At 68.7% G+C, this 16,801-nt stretch carries 14 protein-coding genes; 10 read left to right on the forward strand and 4 right to left on the reverse strand.

Features of this window, described 5'->3' with window-relative positions:
* Nucleotide 1 precedes the first annotated feature (1 nt).
* The 5 genes from tssI to C1926_RS14830 all read left to right on the forward strand — a co-directional run bounded on the left by tssI (nt 2) and on the right by C1926_RS14830 (nt 6,680).
* Nucleotides 2–2,773: a type VI secretion system tip protein TssI/VgrG gene (tssI, locus tag C1926_RS14810; RefSeq protein ID WP_343125644.1), complete on the forward strand. Its 2,772-nt coding sequence runs from the start codon at nt 2–4 to the stop codon at nt 2,771–2,773.
* Nucleotides 2,770–3,633: a DUF4123 domain-containing protein gene (locus C1926_RS14815; RefSeq protein ID WP_159095121.1), complete on the forward strand. Its 864-nt coding sequence runs from the start codon at nt 2,770–2,772 to the stop codon at nt 3,631–3,633. The genes tssI and C1926_RS14815 overlap by 4 nt, the downstream gene beginning before the upstream one ends.
* A gap of 19 nt (nt 3,634–3,652) precedes the next feature.
* Nucleotides 3,653–4,150: a hypothetical protein gene (locus C1926_RS14820; protein WP_159095122.1), complete on the forward strand. Its 498-nt coding sequence runs from the start codon at nt 3,653–3,655 to the stop codon at nt 4,148–4,150.
* The gene (locus C1926_RS14825; protein WP_159095123.1) at nt 4,137–5,831 is read left to right on the forward strand and encodes a DUF2235 domain-containing protein; all 1,695 of its coding nucleotides are present in this window, start codon (nt 4,137–4,139) and stop codon (nt 5,829–5,831) included. The genes C1926_RS14820 and C1926_RS14825 overlap by 14 nt, the downstream gene beginning before the upstream one ends.
* 72 nt (nt 5,832–5,903) lie before the next feature.
* Nucleotides 5,904–6,680 carry a CDP-diacylglycerol diphosphatase gene (locus tag C1926_RS14830; protein WP_108760717.1) on the forward strand — a complete coding sequence of 259 codons (777 nt, stop codon included), beginning with the start codon at nt 5,904–5,906 and terminating at the stop codon, nt 6,678–6,680.
* On the opposite strand, the gene C1926_RS14835 is transcribed toward C1926_RS14830, so the two are convergent.
* The gene (locus C1926_RS14835) at nt 6,677–7,288 is read right to left on the reverse strand and encodes a GNAT family protein (RefSeq protein WP_108759701.1); all 612 of its coding nucleotides are present in this window, start codon (nt 7,286–7,288) and stop codon (nt 6,677–6,679) included. The two genes, C1926_RS14830 and C1926_RS14835, sit on opposite strands and share 4 nt — an antisense overlap.
* A gap of 243 nt (nt 7,289–7,531) precedes the next feature.
* Here C1926_RS14835 and C1926_RS21555 point away from each other — a divergent pair, with 243 nt between their 5' ends.
* Nucleotides 7,532–8,176, forward strand: coding sequence for a hypothetical protein (locus C1926_RS21555; RefSeq protein ID WP_159095124.1), 645 nt, complete (start codon nt 7,532–7,534; stop codon nt 8,174–8,176).
* Nucleotides 8,177–8,209: 33 nt separating this feature from the next.
* On the opposite strand, the gene C1926_RS14845 is transcribed toward C1926_RS21555, so the two are convergent.
* Entirely contained in the window at nt 8,210–8,851 is a 642-nt protein-coding gene (locus C1926_RS14845) for a hypothetical protein (RefSeq protein WP_079222184.1), read from the reverse strand.
* A 184-nt stretch (nt 8,852–9,035) separates the two neighbouring features.
* Here C1926_RS14845 and C1926_RS14850 point away from each other — a divergent pair, with 184 nt between their 5' ends.
* On the forward strand, nt 9,036–10,196 hold the full coding sequence (locus C1926_RS14850) for an amidohydrolase family protein (RefSeq protein ID WP_108759703.1): 1,161 nt from the start codon (nt 9,036–9,038) through the stop codon (nt 10,194–10,196).
* A 597-nt stretch (nt 10,197–10,793) separates the two neighbouring features.
* Here the strand turns inward: C1926_RS14850 and C1926_RS14860 are convergent.
* Complete coding sequence (locus C1926_RS14860) at nt 10,794–11,675, reverse strand: LysR substrate-binding domain-containing protein (protein WP_108759704.1); 882 nt, start codon at nt 11,673–11,675, stop codon at nt 10,794–10,796.
* A gap of 93 nt (nt 11,676–11,768) precedes the next feature.
* On the opposite strand from C1926_RS14860, the gene C1926_RS14865 reads away from it, so the two are divergent.
* Nucleotides 11,769–12,467 (forward strand): ankyrin repeat domain-containing protein, encoded by a 699-nt coding sequence (locus tag C1926_RS14865; protein ID WP_108759705.1) that lies wholly within the window; start codon nt 11,769–11,771, stop codon nt 12,465–12,467.
* Nucleotides 12,468–12,519: 52 nt separating this feature from the next.
* Nucleotides 12,520–13,977 carry an amidohydrolase family protein gene (locus C1926_RS14870; RefSeq protein ID WP_108759706.1) on the forward strand — a complete coding sequence of 486 codons (1,458 nt, stop codon included), beginning with the start codon at nt 12,520–12,522 and terminating at the stop codon, nt 13,975–13,977.
* A gap of 83 nt (nt 13,978–14,060) precedes the next feature.
* On the opposite strand, the gene C1926_RS14875 is transcribed toward C1926_RS14870, so the two are convergent.
* Nucleotides 14,061–14,990 (reverse strand): LysR family transcriptional regulator, encoded by a 930-nt coding sequence (locus C1926_RS14875; RefSeq protein ID WP_108759707.1) that lies wholly within the window; start codon nt 14,988–14,990, stop codon nt 14,061–14,063.
* 94 nt (nt 14,991–15,084) lie between these two features.
* On the opposite strand from C1926_RS14875, the gene C1926_RS14880 reads away from it, so the two are divergent.
* Nucleotides 15,085–16,278, forward strand: a complete 1,194-nt coding sequence (locus C1926_RS14880) for an MFS transporter (protein WP_108759708.1) — start codon at nt 15,085–15,087, stop codon at nt 16,276–16,278.
* Nucleotides 16,279–16,801: the final 523 nt, after the last annotated feature.

A 16,801-nucleotide genomic window follows, 5' to 3' on the forward strand; every position in this document is an offset into this window, starting at 1 on the left:
GATGCGCAATCTCATGGTGCAGGCGGCCGGTCTGGATGCTGGCAGTCGCCTGTTCCGCTTGGATCTACCGGATCTGCCAGCGGTGGTGGTGGATGCGTGGCAAGGGCACGATGCGTTGTCCACGGGTCGGCACCTGCAGGTGGATGTGCTGTCGCTGGACGTTGCACTGCCGCTGGCCGATTGGCTGGGGCAGCCGGCCAGCCTGTACGTGCGCCAGGCCGACGGCCAGGACTGGCCACGCCACGGGGTAATTGCCGCTGCGCAGTGCCTGCAGGCCGATGGCGGTCTGGTGCGCTACCGCATCACCCTGCGCGACTGGACATGGTGGCTGGACCAGGCAGTGTGCAGCCGGGTGTTCCAGGACCAGGACGTGCGCGCGATCGTCGATGCCGTGCTGCAGACGCACGCGCCGCATGCGCACTGGCGCTGGAGCGATGACGTGGATGCGCTGCTGGCGGCCTCGCGGCCGCGCAGTTTCTGCGTGCAGTACCGGGAATCGGACCTGGCCTTCGTGCAGCGCCTGCTGGCCGAGGAGGGCGTGGGCTGGTGCGTGGAGGACGTGGCCGATGCACCGGCCGGGCACGGCGTGCTCTTGTTTGCCGACTCGACGCTGCTGCCGGAATCGGCGGCCTCGCAGGCGCGGGGCGGGATCCGTTTCCATCGTGCCGATGCCACCGAGGACGATGATGGCGTGCAGCAGCTGGGGCAGCAACGGCGGCTGCAGAGCACGCGCGTGCAGCTGCACAGCAGTGACTATCGCAGCGTGAGCTCGCTGACCGGGCAGCTGCCGCTGGAGGGCGCCGGCGAGGGCCTTCGCGAGGACTACGATGCGGTGGGTGCCTATGCATTCGGCGATGCGGCGGAGCTGCAGCACCATGCGCGGCTGATGGCCGAGGCGCGGGAAGCGCAGGCGCTGCAGTGGCAGGGGCGCGGCAGCGTGCGCAGCGCGGATGCCGGCCATGCCTGGGCGCTGACCGGCCTGCCGGGTGATCTGCCGGCCGAGCTGCTGCTGGTGGAGGTGACCCACGCCGGGGTCAACAACCTGCCGGTCGACCTGCGCGAGTGCGTGCAAGCGCTGCTGGGTGAGGCGGCAGAGCCCGACCCCCTGCAGGACGCAGCGAAGCGGCACGGCTACGTGAATGCGTTCAGCGCCGTGGCGCGCGACCGGCGCTGGCGCCCGGTCCTGGAGGATGGCACCGGTGCGCGACGCAATGCGCGGCCGCTGGCGCCGGGCTACCAGACCGCGATCGTGGTGGCTGGCGCTTCAGCATCCAACGACCTGCACGCCGACGCGCTGGGACGGATCCGGGTGCGGTTCCATTTCCAGGGCGATGATGGCGGTGCCGACAGTGCCTGGCTGCGCGTGGCGCAGCGCTATGCGGGGCCGGGCGTGGGCAGCCAGTTCCTGCCGCGGATCGGCCAGGAAGTGCTGGTGGGCTTCCTGGAGGGCGACATCGACCGCCCGGTGGTGCTGGGCACGCTGTACAACGGGCGCGGCGAAGCGGGCGTGGCGCCGACCACGGCCGGTTCCAGCGCCGAGGATGATCTGTCGGCCTACGGCCAGGCGGCCGATGCACGCAACAGTGCGCAGGCCAACCTCAGTGGTGGCCAGGCGCCGGCGTGGCACGCGGCGGGCAGCGGCGACCAGGCGCACCGCCACGGCGGCGCGCTGTGGGGTATCCGCTCACGCGAGTGGGAGGGCGGCGAGGGCAGCAACCACCTGCTGTTTGATGATTCGAACCAGCAGCTGCGCACGCAGCTGGCCAGCAGCCAGCAGGTGTCGCAGCTGACGCTGGGCCATCTACGGCATCAGGCCGACAACTATGTGGGCAGCCTGCGCGGACAGGGCTTTGAGCTGCGCAGTGACGCATGGGGTGCGGTGCGCGGCACGGCCGGCGCGTGGTTCAGTGCGTATGCCCACGCCGGTGCGTCGCCTGCGGGCGAGGCCGCGCAGCCGGCAGCGCTGCTGCAGCAGCTGGTGGCGCTGGCGAAAAGCTACAGCGTTGCGGCCGGAACACACCGGACGGTGCTGCCCGCGGCGGAGGCCGGGGTGCAGTCGGTGCATCGATCACGCCTGGATGGTGCGCAGTCGCCCTTGCCTGTGCTGTTGGCCAGCGTCCGCAGTACCGTGCCCGCCGAGACGCTTGCAGAGGCCTCCGCGGCCGCCAGCCAGCGCAGCAGTGGGGCGGGGGAAGGCGTGGTGCCACATACGGGCGATGCCGTGCTGGGCCTGTCGTCACCGGAGGGCGCGGTGATGGTGGCCGGCCAGGGGTTGCACTGGGGGCAGGGCGAGACACTGGTGCTGGGTAGTGGCCAGCACAGCGATGCCGTGGTGATGGGGGATGCGCGCTGGCATGGCCGGCAGGCGATCGGCGTGCTGGCTGCGGCGGCCAGTGGCGCCGATACGCAGGCACCGACGCTGACCCTGGCCAGCGGTGAGGCGGTGCTGGATTTCAAGGCACAGCAGGATCAGGTAGACGTGCAGTCGCGGCAGGCGCTGCGCGCGGCAAGTGCGCAGGCGTCGGTGGAAGTGGCCGCTGGTCGTACCGTCCAGGTTGCTACGTCCGGTGGTGCCAGCATCACCATCAGCGCGGGCAACATCGTGGTCAACGCACCCGGTCGCATCGCCGTGCACGCCGGGCGCAAGTCGTTCCTGCCGGGCGGCAGCGGACGCTATCCGTTGCCGGTGTTTCCGCAGTCGGTCTGCAAGGAATGCCTGCTGCTGGCTGCACAGCGGGCAGCGCCGCTGACGCCCAAAGGGGGGCCGGCGTGATTCCCGACTGGCATTTCCCGCCGCTTGATCTGCCGCCGCTGGAGGAGGGCCTGCAGCGCTTCGTCCTGCTGGACGGCGCGCAGTGCAACCAGCCGGTGCAGCTGCTGCGCACGTTGCCGTGGGCACCGCTCCCACTGTTCGATGGCCTGCTGGCCGATGGTGCCGACGATGCCAGTGTGTTCCTGGCCCGATTGCCGCGCGGTTTCGAGCATGACCGGTTCCTGCAGCGGGCCGCCTCGCAGGGGCGTTCGCCCGGCATGCTCAGCATCATCGAGACGAGCCTGGACGCCCAGCAGCTGCAGCAGCGCCTGCAGCGGCGCCTGGATGCCAGCTATCCCAACGGCAAGCTGTTCCTTGCGCGCTTTTTCGATGCGCGCGTCCTGCCCTGGTGGGTGCAGGTACTGGACGAGGCGCAGTGCCGCGCGTTCCTCGCAATGGGAGAGCGTTGGTGGTACCTGCGCCATGACCTGCAATGGGCGCACCTCGAACTGGAAGACGTGGCCCTGGACCCGCACGACCCGCCCTGGGTGCTGGAGGCACCGCAGCGGCGTGCGCTGATCGACGCCAGCTACCCCTACACGCTGATCGACCATTTCCAGCTGACCGATCCCGAACTGCTGGCGCGGCTGCCACGGGCGCGCTGGTACACGTTCTTCCGGCGCGTGGTGGCGACGGCTGCGGCGGCCGGCAACGAGGACAGCCGCCGCGTGGTGATGGTGGCGACCTGGGCACTGCTGGCCGGCAGCGATCTCGGCGAGGATCCGGCCTGGCAGCAGCGCCTGCAGGATTTCGCCAGTGGCCGGCGCAGTGCGGCCGATATCGGCGATGAAGTGTGGCCCCTGGAAGAAAGCTGGGATTGAACGGAGCGAGACGGCGATGATGAGCAACAAGTACCTGTGGTGGAGCGCGCTGGCGGTGATCGCGCTGCTGGTGGTGGGCGTCGGCTGCAGCCGGGCGATGGCGCGCGGCAAGACGCCCATCATGTCGTTGTTCGCGTTCAACTACAGCCCGCATTACCTGGCCGATGTGCGGGTCGATGGGCAGTTTCTGGGTGGCTTGGACGGCTACACCAATGGCGGCTCCGGGATGGGGCCGCGCGCGCCCCGCGGCAAGGGGCCGGACAGCGTGCGGGTGCGTTGGATCGAGGCCAACCGCTACGATCTGGCCACCAACCGCTACCTGAGCGAGGGGCATCGCGTGCCGCGCGAGGCGGTGGTGCCGCTGAAGACACCGTATCCGCCCAACCCGGCGACTTTGCTGCTGCATTTCTACGCCGACGGCCATGTCGAGGCGGAGCTGCTGGACAAGGGCGTGAACAAATGGGATGTGCGACGCATGCCGGTGCCGAAGGAGCACAAGGACCATGACCAGTACTGATCCGACCGCGATTCCGGGGCAGGTGGATCTCGAACCCGGTACCCCCGATCCCATCGCGCAGGCCGAGGGCACGGCACGCACGGCGCGGCTGGCGCGCGGAACGCGTCCGTTGAGTGATGCCGAGCGTCGCCGTCGCCAGGAAGCGATGTGCGGCACGGTGCCCGACAAGGAAGCGGCGACCACCGGCTGCACGCAGAGCCTGCACCTGAGCGTGTTCTTCGACGGCACGGGTAACAATCGCGAAGAGGAGCTGGGCAAGGATGCGGGGGAGCGGGCGCTTTCCAACATCGCCCGGCTCTACGACGCGCATGTAAAGGATCGTCGCAACAGCACACGCCAGTATCTGGCAGGCGTCGGCACGCCTTGCCCGGAAGTCGGCGACAGCGGCGGCCTGCTCGGGCTGTCGATCGGCAAGGGTGGGCGCGAGCGCATCGACTTCGCGCTGCAGGCGCTGGACGAGCTGATCGATACCCAACCCGAGCCGATGCGCATTCTGGTGGTCAGCGTGTCGGTGCTGGGCTTCTCGCGGGGCGCTGCGTCGGCGCGGGCGTTCGCGCGGGATCTGGCGGCGCGCTGCAAGCGCCAGGCCGATGGTACCTGGTTGTACCGCGAACGCATCCCGCTGCGAATCGGCTTCATGGGCGTGTTCGATACGGTGTGCTCGGTGTGGCCGAACCTGGCTGCGGCGGGGATCAATTACCGCAATGGGCATACCGGCTGGGCCGAAGGCATGGTGGTTCCGGAAATCGTGGAACAGTCGGTGCACATGACCGCCGCCCATGAGCTGCGTGGCCAGTTCCCGCTGGATTCAACACGGGAGCACGCGGTTTACCCGGCCAACACGGTGGAAATCTGGTTCCCCGGCGTGCACTCGGATGTGGGCGGTGGCTATGACCCCCAACACCAAGGGCGGCAGAACAGCATCGCGCGCTTTGCCCTCAACGAGATGTACGACATGGCGCAGGCCGGTGGCGTGCTGCTCAACCCGATCAGCCTTCTGGAAGATCACGTCAAGGCCGAGTTCGACAAGCAGGATCCGGAGCTGCAGGCCGTGTTCAACGCCTACCTGCAGGCGGTGCGGGTCAAGCGCGGGCGCATGGAGGACGTGCAGGCCGCGCACATGCAGCTGCTGTACCGCTGGATGCGGGTGCGCGTGGCCCGCGGCGATAAGTTGCCATCGATGCAGCGCCTGGCGGCGCGCGAGGAGGCGCTGCGCGAACAGGTACGGACCCTGCGCCGGCGGCAGTCGCAGCTGCCCGCGCCCTGGGACAACGACAACCTGCACCTGGCCGACCAGGGCAATGCAGACAAGACCGCCGAGTGGAACCGCGTGTCCGACGAACTCAAGGCGCGTGACGACGAGCTGTCGGCCGTGCGCAAGCAGCGGCGTGGGCTGGAGAAAGAAAACGACACGATGGTCGGCAAGATCGTCGGCCTGCGGCGTCGTCGCGAGCGGGGCGCATCGTTGACCATGGCCGAGCGGGTGAGCCTCGAGTCGTGGGATGACACGACCCTGCTGCCGGCGGAGGTGGAATCCTTCTTCGATGGCTACGGCCACGATTCGGTGGCGCACTGGTTCATCGGCAACCTCAGCCAGTGGCGCGTGCTGTACTTCGGTGCCACCAAGTACACGCCGGGCAAGGTTGAAGAGGCCCAGGTGGAGGCGGCCGTGCCGGGCTGAGGGCCGCGTTACAATGGCGCGCTGGCCCAACCGTTGAATGTGAGTGTCGTGCCCCGTCTGCTTCCGTTGTTCCTGTTCCTGTCCCTGTTCCTGTTCCTGTCCCTGTCCGTGCTGGCCGGTTGTGCCAGCACCCCGGCACCTCCGGCCCATTCCGATGCGTTGTGGCGCCTGATCGAGCGCGACTGCCGAAGCGCGCAGGGACCGCAGGGCAGCTGCCTGCAGATGGAAGAAGCGGCTGACCGGCGCGATGTGCTGGTGAAGGACTCCCATGGCGACTTCCAGTTCCTGCTGATGCCGCTGGACAAGGTCAGTGGCATCGAGAGCCCGGGGCTCTACCGCAAGGGCGTACCCAATTATTTTGCCGCGGCCTGGCGGGCCCGTTCCCACACCCAGCAGGCCTTGGCCCAGCCGCTGCCGCGCGAGGTGGCCAGCCTGGCGTTGAACTCGCCGCATGGCCGCTCGCAGCACCAGCTGCACATCCACGTGGACTGCCTGCGTGCCGATGTGGTGCAGGCGCTGGACGCGCAGCAGGCGGCGCTGGGGATGCGCTGGGCACCGTTGCCGGTGCTGCTGCGTGGCCACCAGTACCAGGCGCGCCTGCTGGCCGGTGCGGAGCTGACCGCCAACCCGCTGAACCTGCTGGCGTTCGACCTGAGCGGCCCGGCTGACGTCGGCAACTGGAGCCTGCTGGTGGCGGGCCACCGCGATGTGCACGGTGCGCCCGGTTTCGTGCTGCTGGCCACCCGGCTCGACCCCGCCACCGGCAACGACGCCAGTGCCGAGGAGCTGCAGGACCATGCCTGCAGCGTGCTGACGGGCGCCGGCTCTGCGCTGGAGCGCGTGCGCTAACCCATCGCGGCCTGCTGGGGGCGCCAGGTCGACGCGGTCAGTGCATGCAGGCTGCGATCTTCCCAGCCGTCCGCGCCCAGATGATGGTCGCGCAGCAGGCCCTCCTTCTGGAAGCCGGCCGCGCGTAGCACGTCCGAGAGCCCGGCGCTGTCGTCGGGCGGCAGCATCACGTAGACGCGGTGCAGCCCGACCTGTTCAAACAGGAAGGGGCACAGTGCATGCAGCGTGTGTGCAAAGCGTTGCGCATCGCCCCAGTCGGCCTGGCAGAAGCGCTGCAGCTCGGCACTGCGACCGCGTGCCGACTGCAGCCGCACGGTGATCTGGTCGACCAGGGCGTGGCTGGCCTGGTCGAACACGCCCAGCAGCAGGCGGTCATTGTCTTCCTGCAGCCGCGAGCGCTGGATGCCGATGAACAGCTGCACCTCGGCATCGGTGCGGCAGGCCAGGTGGCAGCCGCCGCGGCGCTGTCCGCACAGCGTGCGCCAGCCGGCCAGATCGGTGCGCTGCAGCGAGCGCAGGTTGATGGAGCCGTGGCCCAGGTGCAGCAGGTGGCGGCGCAGTACCGGGTGCAGGGCAAGGTGGGAAGCGGAGTTCGGTTCGATGCACATGTGGGCACGATTACGCCTTTGCGCGCCGATGCCCATGAAATTTGTTGCAAAGTGAGCTGCCCTGCGCGCGGGAGGCCTGCGTTGGTTCAGGCGCAGGCCGATCCGCGGGCATTGCGACGAAAACGAAAGGTCCGATGGCGACGGCCTTGCCTTGATGCGGTGCAGATGGTGGAAGGCGTGCGAACTGGCATGATGTGGGACTTCGACGCAGGGAGCGCAGGGATGGGAATACGAGGGCTATGGATGGCCGGGCTGTTGCTGGCGGTGCTGCCAGGCTGCAACAGGGACGATGCTGGAACGACGAACCGCGCCGCTGCGTCCGGACCAGGCGAGCGAGCGACGGCCACGGCGCAGGCAGCGGGTGACATCGTGCTGCCCGACGACGCTGCGCGCGCACCTGTCGCGGCGCCCGCGCCGGTGGTTGCGCCTGTGCCGCCTGCGCCCCCTGTACAGCGCGTGGCGGCTTCAAATCAGGATTACCTGGCTGGGGAGTCCCGGTTGCTGAGCGGGAATGCGCTGTCGATGGCGCAGGCCGAAACCGTCTTGCGGTCCCGTGCCGGGTTCGAAACGGCCCTGCAGCAGTTCGAGCAGGATGCCGCACGCCATCAGGATGCGCAGGATCTGAGCACGCTGTACCGGGCGGCGGCCACCCGGGCACTGGGCGGCGATGTGGCCCTTGCTTCGCTGTCATGTGGCTACAGCCTGTGCATGGGCGAGATCCGCAGCCGCAGCGACACTGGATTCCGGGACTGGGTTCGCGCTTTTGGCAAGGACGGCGACGCGCCGCACTACGCGTTGATCACGGCCGAGTACGCGCTGGGCAAGGGACAATCCGTGGGGCGCTTCGTGTTTTCCATCGATCCGGCGGCCAACGGCATCAGCCAGTAGCGTCAAGCCTGACTGATCAGGCCGCGCCGGCGGTTACGGCAGTGCCTGCACGCTGTACGACTCGATGACGTAGCTGAAGGGCTGCTGCTGGCGGTCGCGCAGCAGGGCGCGTACTTCCAGGATCACGCCGTGGTCGCCTTCGCCGCGCGGCGGCCAGAAGGTCTGGTCGGCCAGGGTCTGGCGCTGGAAACCGAGCGGACCCACCACGCGGCCGAAGGGTTCGTCGCTGCTGTCCAGCACCTGGTTCATGGCGGTGCTGAGGCGGTCCGGCAGGTACCAGTTGTCGGCTTCGGAGAGCACGCGGTTGCCGCAGACCAGCTGCACCCGCCGATAACGCAGCGGTGTACCGGCGCCTGCGCCGAGCGCCTTCAGTACATCGGCCGGTGCCGCCTTGTCCTGGCCATGTACGCGGACGGCGCGCACGCGCGCCTGTTCAGCCAGACCGTGCTCTGCGCACCAGCTTTCGAGGGTTCCGGTTGCGCTGGGGCCGGCCAGCACGCGCTGGTGCAGCAGCTCGACCAGGGCGGATGGCGCGACGCGCTGCTGTCCGGGCGGTGCCTGCAGGGGTGCGGTGGCACCGGCATCGGCGGCGGACAGGCTGGCGATCGGCGCAGCGGCCAGCAGGGACGCGGCCTGCCAGCGGCGGAGACGATCGTGGCGGTCGGACGGGCCCATGCGGCATCACAGCGGAAACAGGTGTCTATGGTACCCGTTCAGGCGTGCACCGGGCGTGCCGATCACGTCGGCACCGGTGGCCATTCATTGCGCTGGCGAATACGAGACATGCAGATATTTCGTTGGCCGATGCCGGGGGGCGGCGCACGATGGGCCCCTTGATGGCTTTACGGGAGTTCCCCCCATGACCCTGCAGTTCGTCCAGGGCGGCGTCGATCGCGATGGTGCGCCGGTGCATTTCCACATCCGCGACGGCCGTTTCGAGGGGCTCAACCGCGCGGCGGCCCCGGCCGAAGGTGCCAGGATCATCGACCTGGAGGGCTTCACCTTGCTGCCCGGGCTGGTCGATGGCCATATCCACCTGGACAAGAGCTTCGTCGGTGACCGCTGGCATCCGCATCAACCGGTGGCCAGCCTGCGCGAGCGCCTGGCAGTGGAGAAGGCTGCCGTCGCCGGGGCCGCACCGATGGTGGACCGCGCCGAAGCGCTGATCCGCCAGTGCAGTGGCTTCGGCACCGTGGCCATGCGCTGCCACGTGGATATCGACGCCAGCACCGGCCTGCGCCACCTGGAGGCGGTACGCGAAGCCGCGCAACGCTGTGCGGACATCATGAAGATCCAGCTGGTGGCGTTTCCCCAGGCGGGCGTGATGTCCTGCGCGGGCACGGCCGCGGTGCTGGAACAGGCCCTGGCCGAGGGCGTGGAGGTGCTGGGCGGCATCGACCCGACCACGCTGGATGGTGATGCCGAAGGGCAGCTGGCCCTGCTGTTCGGCCTGGCCGAACGTTATGGCGTGCGCCTGGACATCCACCTGCATGAGCCGGGTGAAACCGGCCTGGCCCAGCTGCTGCGCATTGCCGCGCGGACGCGGGCGGCCGGGCTGCAGGGCAGGGTGGCGGTCAGCCACGCGTATGCCCTGGGAGAGGTGCCGCTGGCGCGCGCGCTGCAGGTGGGCGAGGCATTGGCCGCTGCCGGCGTGGCGATCATGAGCAACGCGCCGGGCGACCACCCGTTCCCGCCGCTGCGGGCGCTGCACGATGCGGGAGTGCGGGTGTTCGCCGGCAACGACAACATCCGCGACTGCTGGTGGCCCTATGGCAATGGCGACCTGCTGCAGCGTGCGATGTTGCTGGGCTACCGCTCGGGGTTCTACACGGATGCGGATCTGATGTTGGCGCTGGAGATGGTGACCACCCATGCGGCGGCGGTGATCGGGTTGCCGGAGCATGGGATGGGCGAGGGGATGCCGGCCACGTTCGTGGCAGTGCGGGCGGATCACGGTCCCGCGGCGGTGGCAGGCGTGCCGGCCGAGCGGCGCGTCGTTGTTGGCGGGCGGTGGGTGTAGTCGGCAGGGCTTGCAGCCCTGCACCTGCTTAAAGCAACGGCAAAGGCAACGGCCAGAGCCAGAGCGGCATTCCGTGGGATGGTGGGGCGGTGTGGGTGGTCAGGACACGCCGTAAACCCATCCATGGGGGCTCGATGGCGCCATCCATGGCGCCAACGGTCCTGCCCACCCACACCGCCCCACCTCTGACAGGTTCACGCGGCTGTTGGTAGGTGTCGACCGTTGGTCGGCACATCTGTCAGATATCGAATGAATTCATCCACGCATGGCGTGGCTCTACTGGGACGACTCCGACAGGCTGTTGGTAGGTGTCGACCGTTGGTCGACACATCTGTCAAATATCGAGTGAATTCACCGGTGCCGACCAACGGTCGGCACCCACCAACAGCAGCAGCAGGTTCCGACAGCTCGCGGAAGACTGTCGAAGGCGGGGTGGGTCCGGTTGAGGGGGCGTGAGCCGCATGGATGCGGCGACCGAGCTTACATGGACGTACTTGCAGCGTCCCCCTCAACCGGACCCACCCCGCCATCCCACGGATAGCCCGCTGTTGCTGTTGCTTCGGCTTCGGCAGGTGCAGGGCGCAGCCCTGCCGAAGACTACTCCGCCTCGCGCTGGACCTGGCGCCAGAGTTCGGCCGCGAGCGCTCGCACTGCATCATCCGCATCCGGGCGATGCAGCAGCCCGATCTCGTAGTTGTCCACCACCGCCAGGCCACGCTCGCCATCGATGACCCGGTGTTCGCGGCCCACCGCGCGCCGCGGCAGCAGGCTGATGCCGATGCCATCGGCCACTGCGCCCTGGATGCCACTCAGCGAGGAACTGGTGAACGCGATGCGCCAGCGCAGGCCCAGGGCCTCCACCGCCTGGATCATCTCGTCGCGGTACAGGCCGCGTGGCGGGAAGGTCACCAGTGGCAATGGATCCTGCAGCAGGCTGCTGCTGCGCAGGCTGTCGATCCAGTGCATCGGCTCGCGCCGGCAATGCACCGCCTGGCGGGTGTTGCGGCGCTGCTTGACCAGCACCAGGTCCAACTCGCCGTGGTCGAAGCCATGCGCCAGATCGCGGCTCAGGCCGCTGCTGATCTCCAGCTTTACCTGCGGGTGGCGGCGGCTGAAGGCGGCCAGCATGCGCGTGGTCTGCGCGTTGACGAAATCCTCCGGCACGCCGATGCGCACCGCGGTTTCCACCGTGGCGCCAGCCAGGGCCTGGGCCATTTCCTCGTTCAGGTCGAGCATGCGCCGTGCGTAGCCCAGCAGGGTGTGCCCCGCATCGGTGGGGTGCACGTCGCGGTGGCCGCGCTCGAGCAGGCGGTGCCCGGCCAGCTCCTCCAGCCGCCGGACCTTCTGGCTGACCGTGGACTGGGTGGAATGCAGGCGGGTGGCGGCGGTGGTGAAACTGCCGCAGTCGGCCACCATCACCAGCGCACGCAGCAGGTCCAGTTCGAACAGCGTTCTATTCGATTTGGCACTGTCTTGCATTTGAACATTTCACTTCTGGATGCACGTGGCGACTTCTACCATGCAGGGCAGGGGGCGGCAAGCATGGCGCCCCGTTGCACCGGAGAACCGCAGATGCGAATCCATCGTTTCCGTCGCTGGCCCCGTCCGCTGGGTCGCTTGTTGCTGCTGTGCCTGCTGGCGGTGGTGGTGCCGGCCTGTTCTGCCACCGCCGGTCCGGCCGATGTGCGACTGCATGATGCCGCCACGCGTGGTGATGCCGATGCCGTGCGTTCGGCGCTGGAAGACGGTGCCGACCTGGAGTCGCGCGATGGGCAGGGCCGCACCGCACTGCTGTTGGCGACCCACGGCAACAACGTCGATGCGGCGCGCGAACTGATCGAAGCCGGTGCCGACGTCAACGCCAAGGATGCGATGCAGGACAGTGCCTATCTGTATGCCGGCGCGCGCGGCCTGGATGACATCCTCGCGTTGACCCTCGCCCACGGTGCGGATCTGCGCAGCACCAACCGCTACGGCGGCACTGCCTTGATTCCCGCTGCCGAGCGCGGCCATGTCGCTACGGTCCGCACGCTGCTGCGTGCAGGCGTGGCGGTGGACCATGTCAACCGCCTGCACTGGACCGCGCTGCTGGAAGCGATCCTGCTGGGCGACGGTGGTCCGCGCCATGTGCAGATCGTGCAGTTGCTGCTCGACGCCGGCGCGAATCCCGAACTGGCCGATGGCGATGGCGTAACGCCGCTGGCGCATGCACGCCAGCGTGGCTACACGCAGATGGAAACCCTGCTGCGCCGCGCCGGCGCCAGCCGCTGAACCCCGACCCCTTCCACCCCGCGCGCCACGCGCGCCCACCAGGATGCTGTCCATGTTCCGTTCCCGTCCGTTGTCCCTCGCTATCCTTCTTGCCGTCGCGCCGCTGTCGGTGTCCGCCGCCGAGCGTGCCGACCTGCTGATCCGCAACGCCACCGTGGTTGATGTCGAGCACGCACGCAGCGTGCCGGGGCAGAGCGTGGTGATCCGTGGCGATGACATCGTCGCGGTGGGCCCCGATGCGCAGCTGCGCAGCCAGTGGAACGCCAGCCGCCAGGTCGACGCCAAGGGCAAGTACCTCATCCCCGGCTTGTGGGACATGCACGTGCACTTCGGCGGCGGCCCGGCGTTGATCGAAGAGAACAAGGCGCTGCTGCCGCTGTACATCGCCCACGGCATCACCACCGTGCGTGACTGCTCCGGCGACCTGCCCGAGCAGGTACTGCAGTGGCGTGGCGAGATCGCCAACGGCACGCTGTTCGGGCCGCGGCTGCTCAGTTCGGGCGCGAAGATCGAAGGCATCAAGCCGGTCTGGAAGGGCACGATCGAGGTGGGCAGCGAGGCGGACGCCGACAAGGCGATCGCCCGCCTGCAGCACGACAAGGTCGATTTCGTGAAGATCACCGACAGCACGCTGAAGCCGGAGCTGTTCCTGTACTCGGCCAGCGCCGCGCGCAAGGCCGGCTTCAAGGCATCGGGCCATATCCCGATGGCGCTGACCGTCGAACAGGCCGTCGACGCCGGCCTCGCCTCGATCGAACATCTCGATTACGCGTTCAAGGCCGGCAGCAAGGATGAAGCGAAGATCGCCGCTGATTTCGGTGCCGGGCGCATCGATCGCGCCGAGGCCAACCGCCGCCTGGATGCCAGCTTCGACCACGATACGGCGATGCACGCCTACCGCGATTTCGCCAGGCGCGGCGTGTTCGTCACCCCGACCCTCAATGGTGGCCGCATCCTCGATTTCCTCGACCAGGATGACCACGCCAACGATCCGTACCTGGCCTACATCGGCCCGGGCCTGCGCGCGACCTACCAGTGGCGCGTGGACCGCGCGGCCAAGGCCAGCCCGGCGCAGATCGAGGCGCGCCATGCGCAGTACCACCAGGTGGCATCGGTGCTGCCGCTGCTGCAGGAAGCGGGCGTGACGATCATTGCCGGTACCGATGCCGGCTTCCTCAACTCGTACAACTTCCCGGGCATTGCCCTGCACCAGGAACTGCAGCTGTTCGTGAAGGAAGGCCTGAGCGCGCCGCAGGCACTCTCGGCCGCCACCCGTTCCGGCCCGGCCTGGTTCGGGCAGATGGATCGCTATGGTGGCGTGGCCACCGGCAAGGCAGCCGATCTGGTGCTGCTGACCGCGAATCCGCTGCAGGACATCGCCGCGACGGAGAAGATCGACAGCGTGATCCTGCGCGGCACCGTGTATGACCGTGCGGCGCTGGACAAGATGCTGGCCGACACCAAGGCCAAGGTGGCTGCGTGGAATGCCGAGGCTGCGAAGGCGAAGTGATCGCTTGTGGGGTCAGAGCCCTTTCCGGTGGAAAGGGATCCGACCCCGGATACCGTGGAAAGGGCTCTGACCCTTCCAGCGGTTCAGCGCACTGCCGGCCGCATGCCGTGCAGCTGCGGCAGCGCTTCCTTCATCGCATCGATGAAGGCGCGCAGCCGCAGCGGCTGCTGGCGCGCGGCCGGGAAGACCAGATGCACCGGCAGCGGCGGAGCCTGCCACTGCGGCAGCAGCTGCACCAGGCGCCCTTCGGCCAGATCCTCAGCCACCAGCCATGCCGAAACCACCGCCGCGCCCAGGCCGGCCACGGCGGCACGCTGCACCACGAACAGGTTGTCAGTGAGCAGGCGAGGCGCGATCGACAGCGTGTGCGCGCGCCCCTGCGCGTCGTGCAGCAGCAGGCGTTCGCGGTAGTAGGTCGCCAGTGCGATCCATGGCAGGGCCTGCGCCTGTTCGGGGGTGCGGATGTGCGACGGATCGGCCAGGGTGGGCGCGGCCACCACGATGCGCGGCACCTCGGCCAGTGGCAGGGCCACCATGCGCGGCTCGTCCACCGGGCCGACGCGCACGGCGCAGTCGATGCCGTCGGCGACGAAGTCCGGGCGATGGTCTTCGAGTATCCATTCCAGGCTCAGCTGAGGATGCCGGGCGAGGAAGTCCAGCATGGTCGGCAGCAGCTGCGCCTGGCCGAACGCGTGCGGCACCATCACCCGCAGGCGCCCACGCAGGACCTGCGCTTCGCCATGCAGCTCGGCCTGCAGCGCTTCCCATTCGTCGATGACGCGCTGTGCGTGGCGCTGGCAACGCTGGCCGTCCTCGGTCAGCTGCAGGCCGTGGGTGGAGCGCTGCAGCAGGCGCAGGCCCAGTTGCCGTTCCAGTGCCTGCAGGCGCCGGCTCACCGTGGGCTGGGTGGTGCCCAGCTGGGTGGCAGCGGCGGAGAGGCTGCCGGCATCGACGATGCGCAGGAAGGTTCTCAGCAGGTCCAGGCGGTCGGCGCCGGCGGGCAGGTCGTTCATGCGTGTGGCGTATGGAGGATATGTGTATGAGCCTACTACAGACGCGCGGCGAATATCGGCAGGCTATGCACCATTCCTCCCCCGGAGTTGCCGAATGTCCACCTCCTCTGTTTCCGTGACCGCCACGCCGACGGCCGCTCCTTCGGCCCCGTTGGTACTGGCGATGGCCGCCGGTGCCGGTTTCTCGGTTGCATCGCTGTACTACAGCCAGCCGATGCTGGGCCTGATCGCCCAGGACCTGGGTGCCAGCGAGCGTGGCGTCGGCCTGGTGCCGACCCTGACCCAGCTTGGCTATGCGCTGGGCATCCTGCTGCTGGCCCCGCTGGGTGACCGCTTTGATCGTCGCCACCTGATCCTGCTGAAGTCGGTGCTGCTGTCCGTGGCGCTGGCCGCCGCCGCGTGGGCCGGGCAACTGCCGGGGCTGCTGGTGGCCAGCCTGCTGGTGGGCCTGATGGCCACGCTGGCCCAGGACATCGTGCCGGCGGCTGCGGTGCTGGCCCCGGACGCGCACCGCGGGCAGATCGTCGGCCGGGTGATGACCGGTCTGCTGCTGGGCATCCTGTTGTCGCGCGTGGTCAGTGGCGTGGTGGCCGAAGCCTGGGGCTGGCGCACGCAGTTCGTGCTGGCTGCGGTGTCGGTGGCAGCGATGGGCGCGGTGATGGCCAAGGCGCTGCCGCGCTTCGCACCGACCAGCACGCTGCGCTATCCCGCGCTGCTGGGGTCGCTGTTGCAGTTGTGGCGCGAGCAGCCGCAGTTGCGGCGCGCGGTGGCCAGCCAGTCGCTGCTGGCGGTAGGTTTCAGTGCGTTCTGGTCGACCCTGGCGCTGATGCTGCACGCGACGCTGGGGCTGGGCAGCGCCGCGGCCGGTGCGTTCGGTATTGCCGGTGCGGCGGGTGCATTGGCGGCACCGTTCGCCGGTCGTTACGCCGACCGGCTGGGCAGCCATGCGGTGGCGCGCCTGGCGATTGCCGTGGCGCTGGTGGGTTTTGGCCTGCTGCTGGCCGACAGCTGGCTGCCGGCTGCGGCGCTGCTGCCGCTGCTGGTGGTGAGCGCGCTGCTGTTCGACTTCGGTTTCCAGTCTGCGCTGGTGGCGCACCAGACCCTGGTCTACGGCCTGGTACCGCCGGCGCGCAGCCGCCTCAACGCGCTGTTGTTCACGGGCATGTTCATCGGCATGGCCGCGGGCGGCGCGCTGGGCAGCCTTGCGCTGGCGCAGTGGGGTTGGCACGGCGTGGCGTGGCTGGCGGTGGTGTGTGCGGGCAGCAGCCTGCTGGTGCGGTTGAGGTAGGTTTGTTTGTTTTGCAGGGCTTGCAGCCCTGCACCTGCAGGAGCCAGAGCAACGGCAGAAGCTGGGTTCCTTTGGGTTGGCGGGGTGGGTCCGGTTGAGGGGGACGCCGTAAACCCATCCATGGGGGCTTGGTCGCGCCATCCATGGCGCTCACACCCCCTCAACCGGACCCACCCCGCCTTCGACAGTTCTCCGCGATCTGTCAGAACATGCTGCTGCTGTTGGTGGGTGCCGACCGTTGGTCGGCACGGGGTCGGATATCGATGTCTGACAGATGTGCCGACCAACGGTCGACACCTACCAACAGCCGGCCGGGGTAGATCCACGCCATGCGTGGATGAATTCATTCGATATCTGACAGATGTACCGACCAACGGTCGGCACCTACCAACAGCCGAGTGAAATTGTCGGGGTGGGGCGGTGTGGGTGGGCAGGACCGTTGGCGCCATGGATGGCGCCATCGAGCCCCCATGGATGGGTTTACGGCGTGTCCTGACCATCCACACCGGCCCGCCCAACCAGC

It is taken from the genome of Stenotrophomonas sp. ZAC14A_NAIMI4_1 (assembly GCF_003086915.1).
Classification (GTDB): domain Bacteria; phylum Pseudomonadota; class Gammaproteobacteria; order Xanthomonadales; family Xanthomonadaceae; genus Stenotrophomonas.

Coding starts and splice junctions, on each gene's coding strand:
- C1926_RS14865 (WP_108759705.1), top strand. CDS start 11,769: ATGCGAATCCATCGTTTCCGTCGCTGGCCCCGTCCGCTGGGTCGCTTG.
- C1926_RS14835 (WP_108759701.1), bottom strand. CDS start 7,288: ATGTGCATCGAACCGAACTCCGCTTCCCACCTTGCCCTGCACCCGGTA.
- tssI (WP_343125644.1), top strand. CDS start 2: ATGCGCAATCTCATGGTGCAGGCGGCCGGTCTGGATGCTGGCAGTCGC.
- C1926_RS14850 (WP_108759703.1), top strand. CDS start 9,036: ATGACCCTGCAGTTCGTCCAGGGCGGCGTCGATCGCGATGGTGCGCCG.
- C1926_RS14875 (WP_108759707.1), bottom strand. CDS start 14,990: ATGAACGACCTGCCCGCCGGCGCCGACCGCCTGGACCTGCTGAGAACC.
- C1926_RS14880 (WP_108759708.1), top strand. CDS start 15,085: ATGTCCACCTCCTCTGTTTCCGTGACCGCCACGCCGACGGCCGCTCCT.
- C1926_RS14845 (WP_079222184.1), bottom strand. CDS start 8,851: ATGGGCCCGTCCGACCGCCACGATCGTCTCCGCCGCTGGCAGGCCGCG.
- C1926_RS14825 (WP_159095123.1), top strand. CDS start 4,137: ATGACCAGTACTGATCCGACCGCGATTCCGGGGCAGGTGGATCTCGAA.
- C1926_RS14860 (WP_108759704.1), bottom strand. CDS start 11,675: ATGCAAGACAGTGCCAAATCGAATAGAACGCTGTTCGAACTGGACCTG.
- C1926_RS14870 (WP_108759706.1), top strand. CDS start 12,520: ATGTTCCGTTCCCGTCCGTTGTCCCTCGCTATCCTTCTTGCCGTCGCG.
- C1926_RS14820 (WP_159095122.1), top strand. CDS start 3,653: ATGAGCAACAAGTACCTGTGGTGGAGCGCGCTGGCGGTGATCGCGCTG.
- C1926_RS21555 (WP_159095124.1), top strand. CDS start 7,532: ATGGCCGGGCTGTTGCTGGCGGTGCTGCCAGGCTGCAACAGGGACGAT.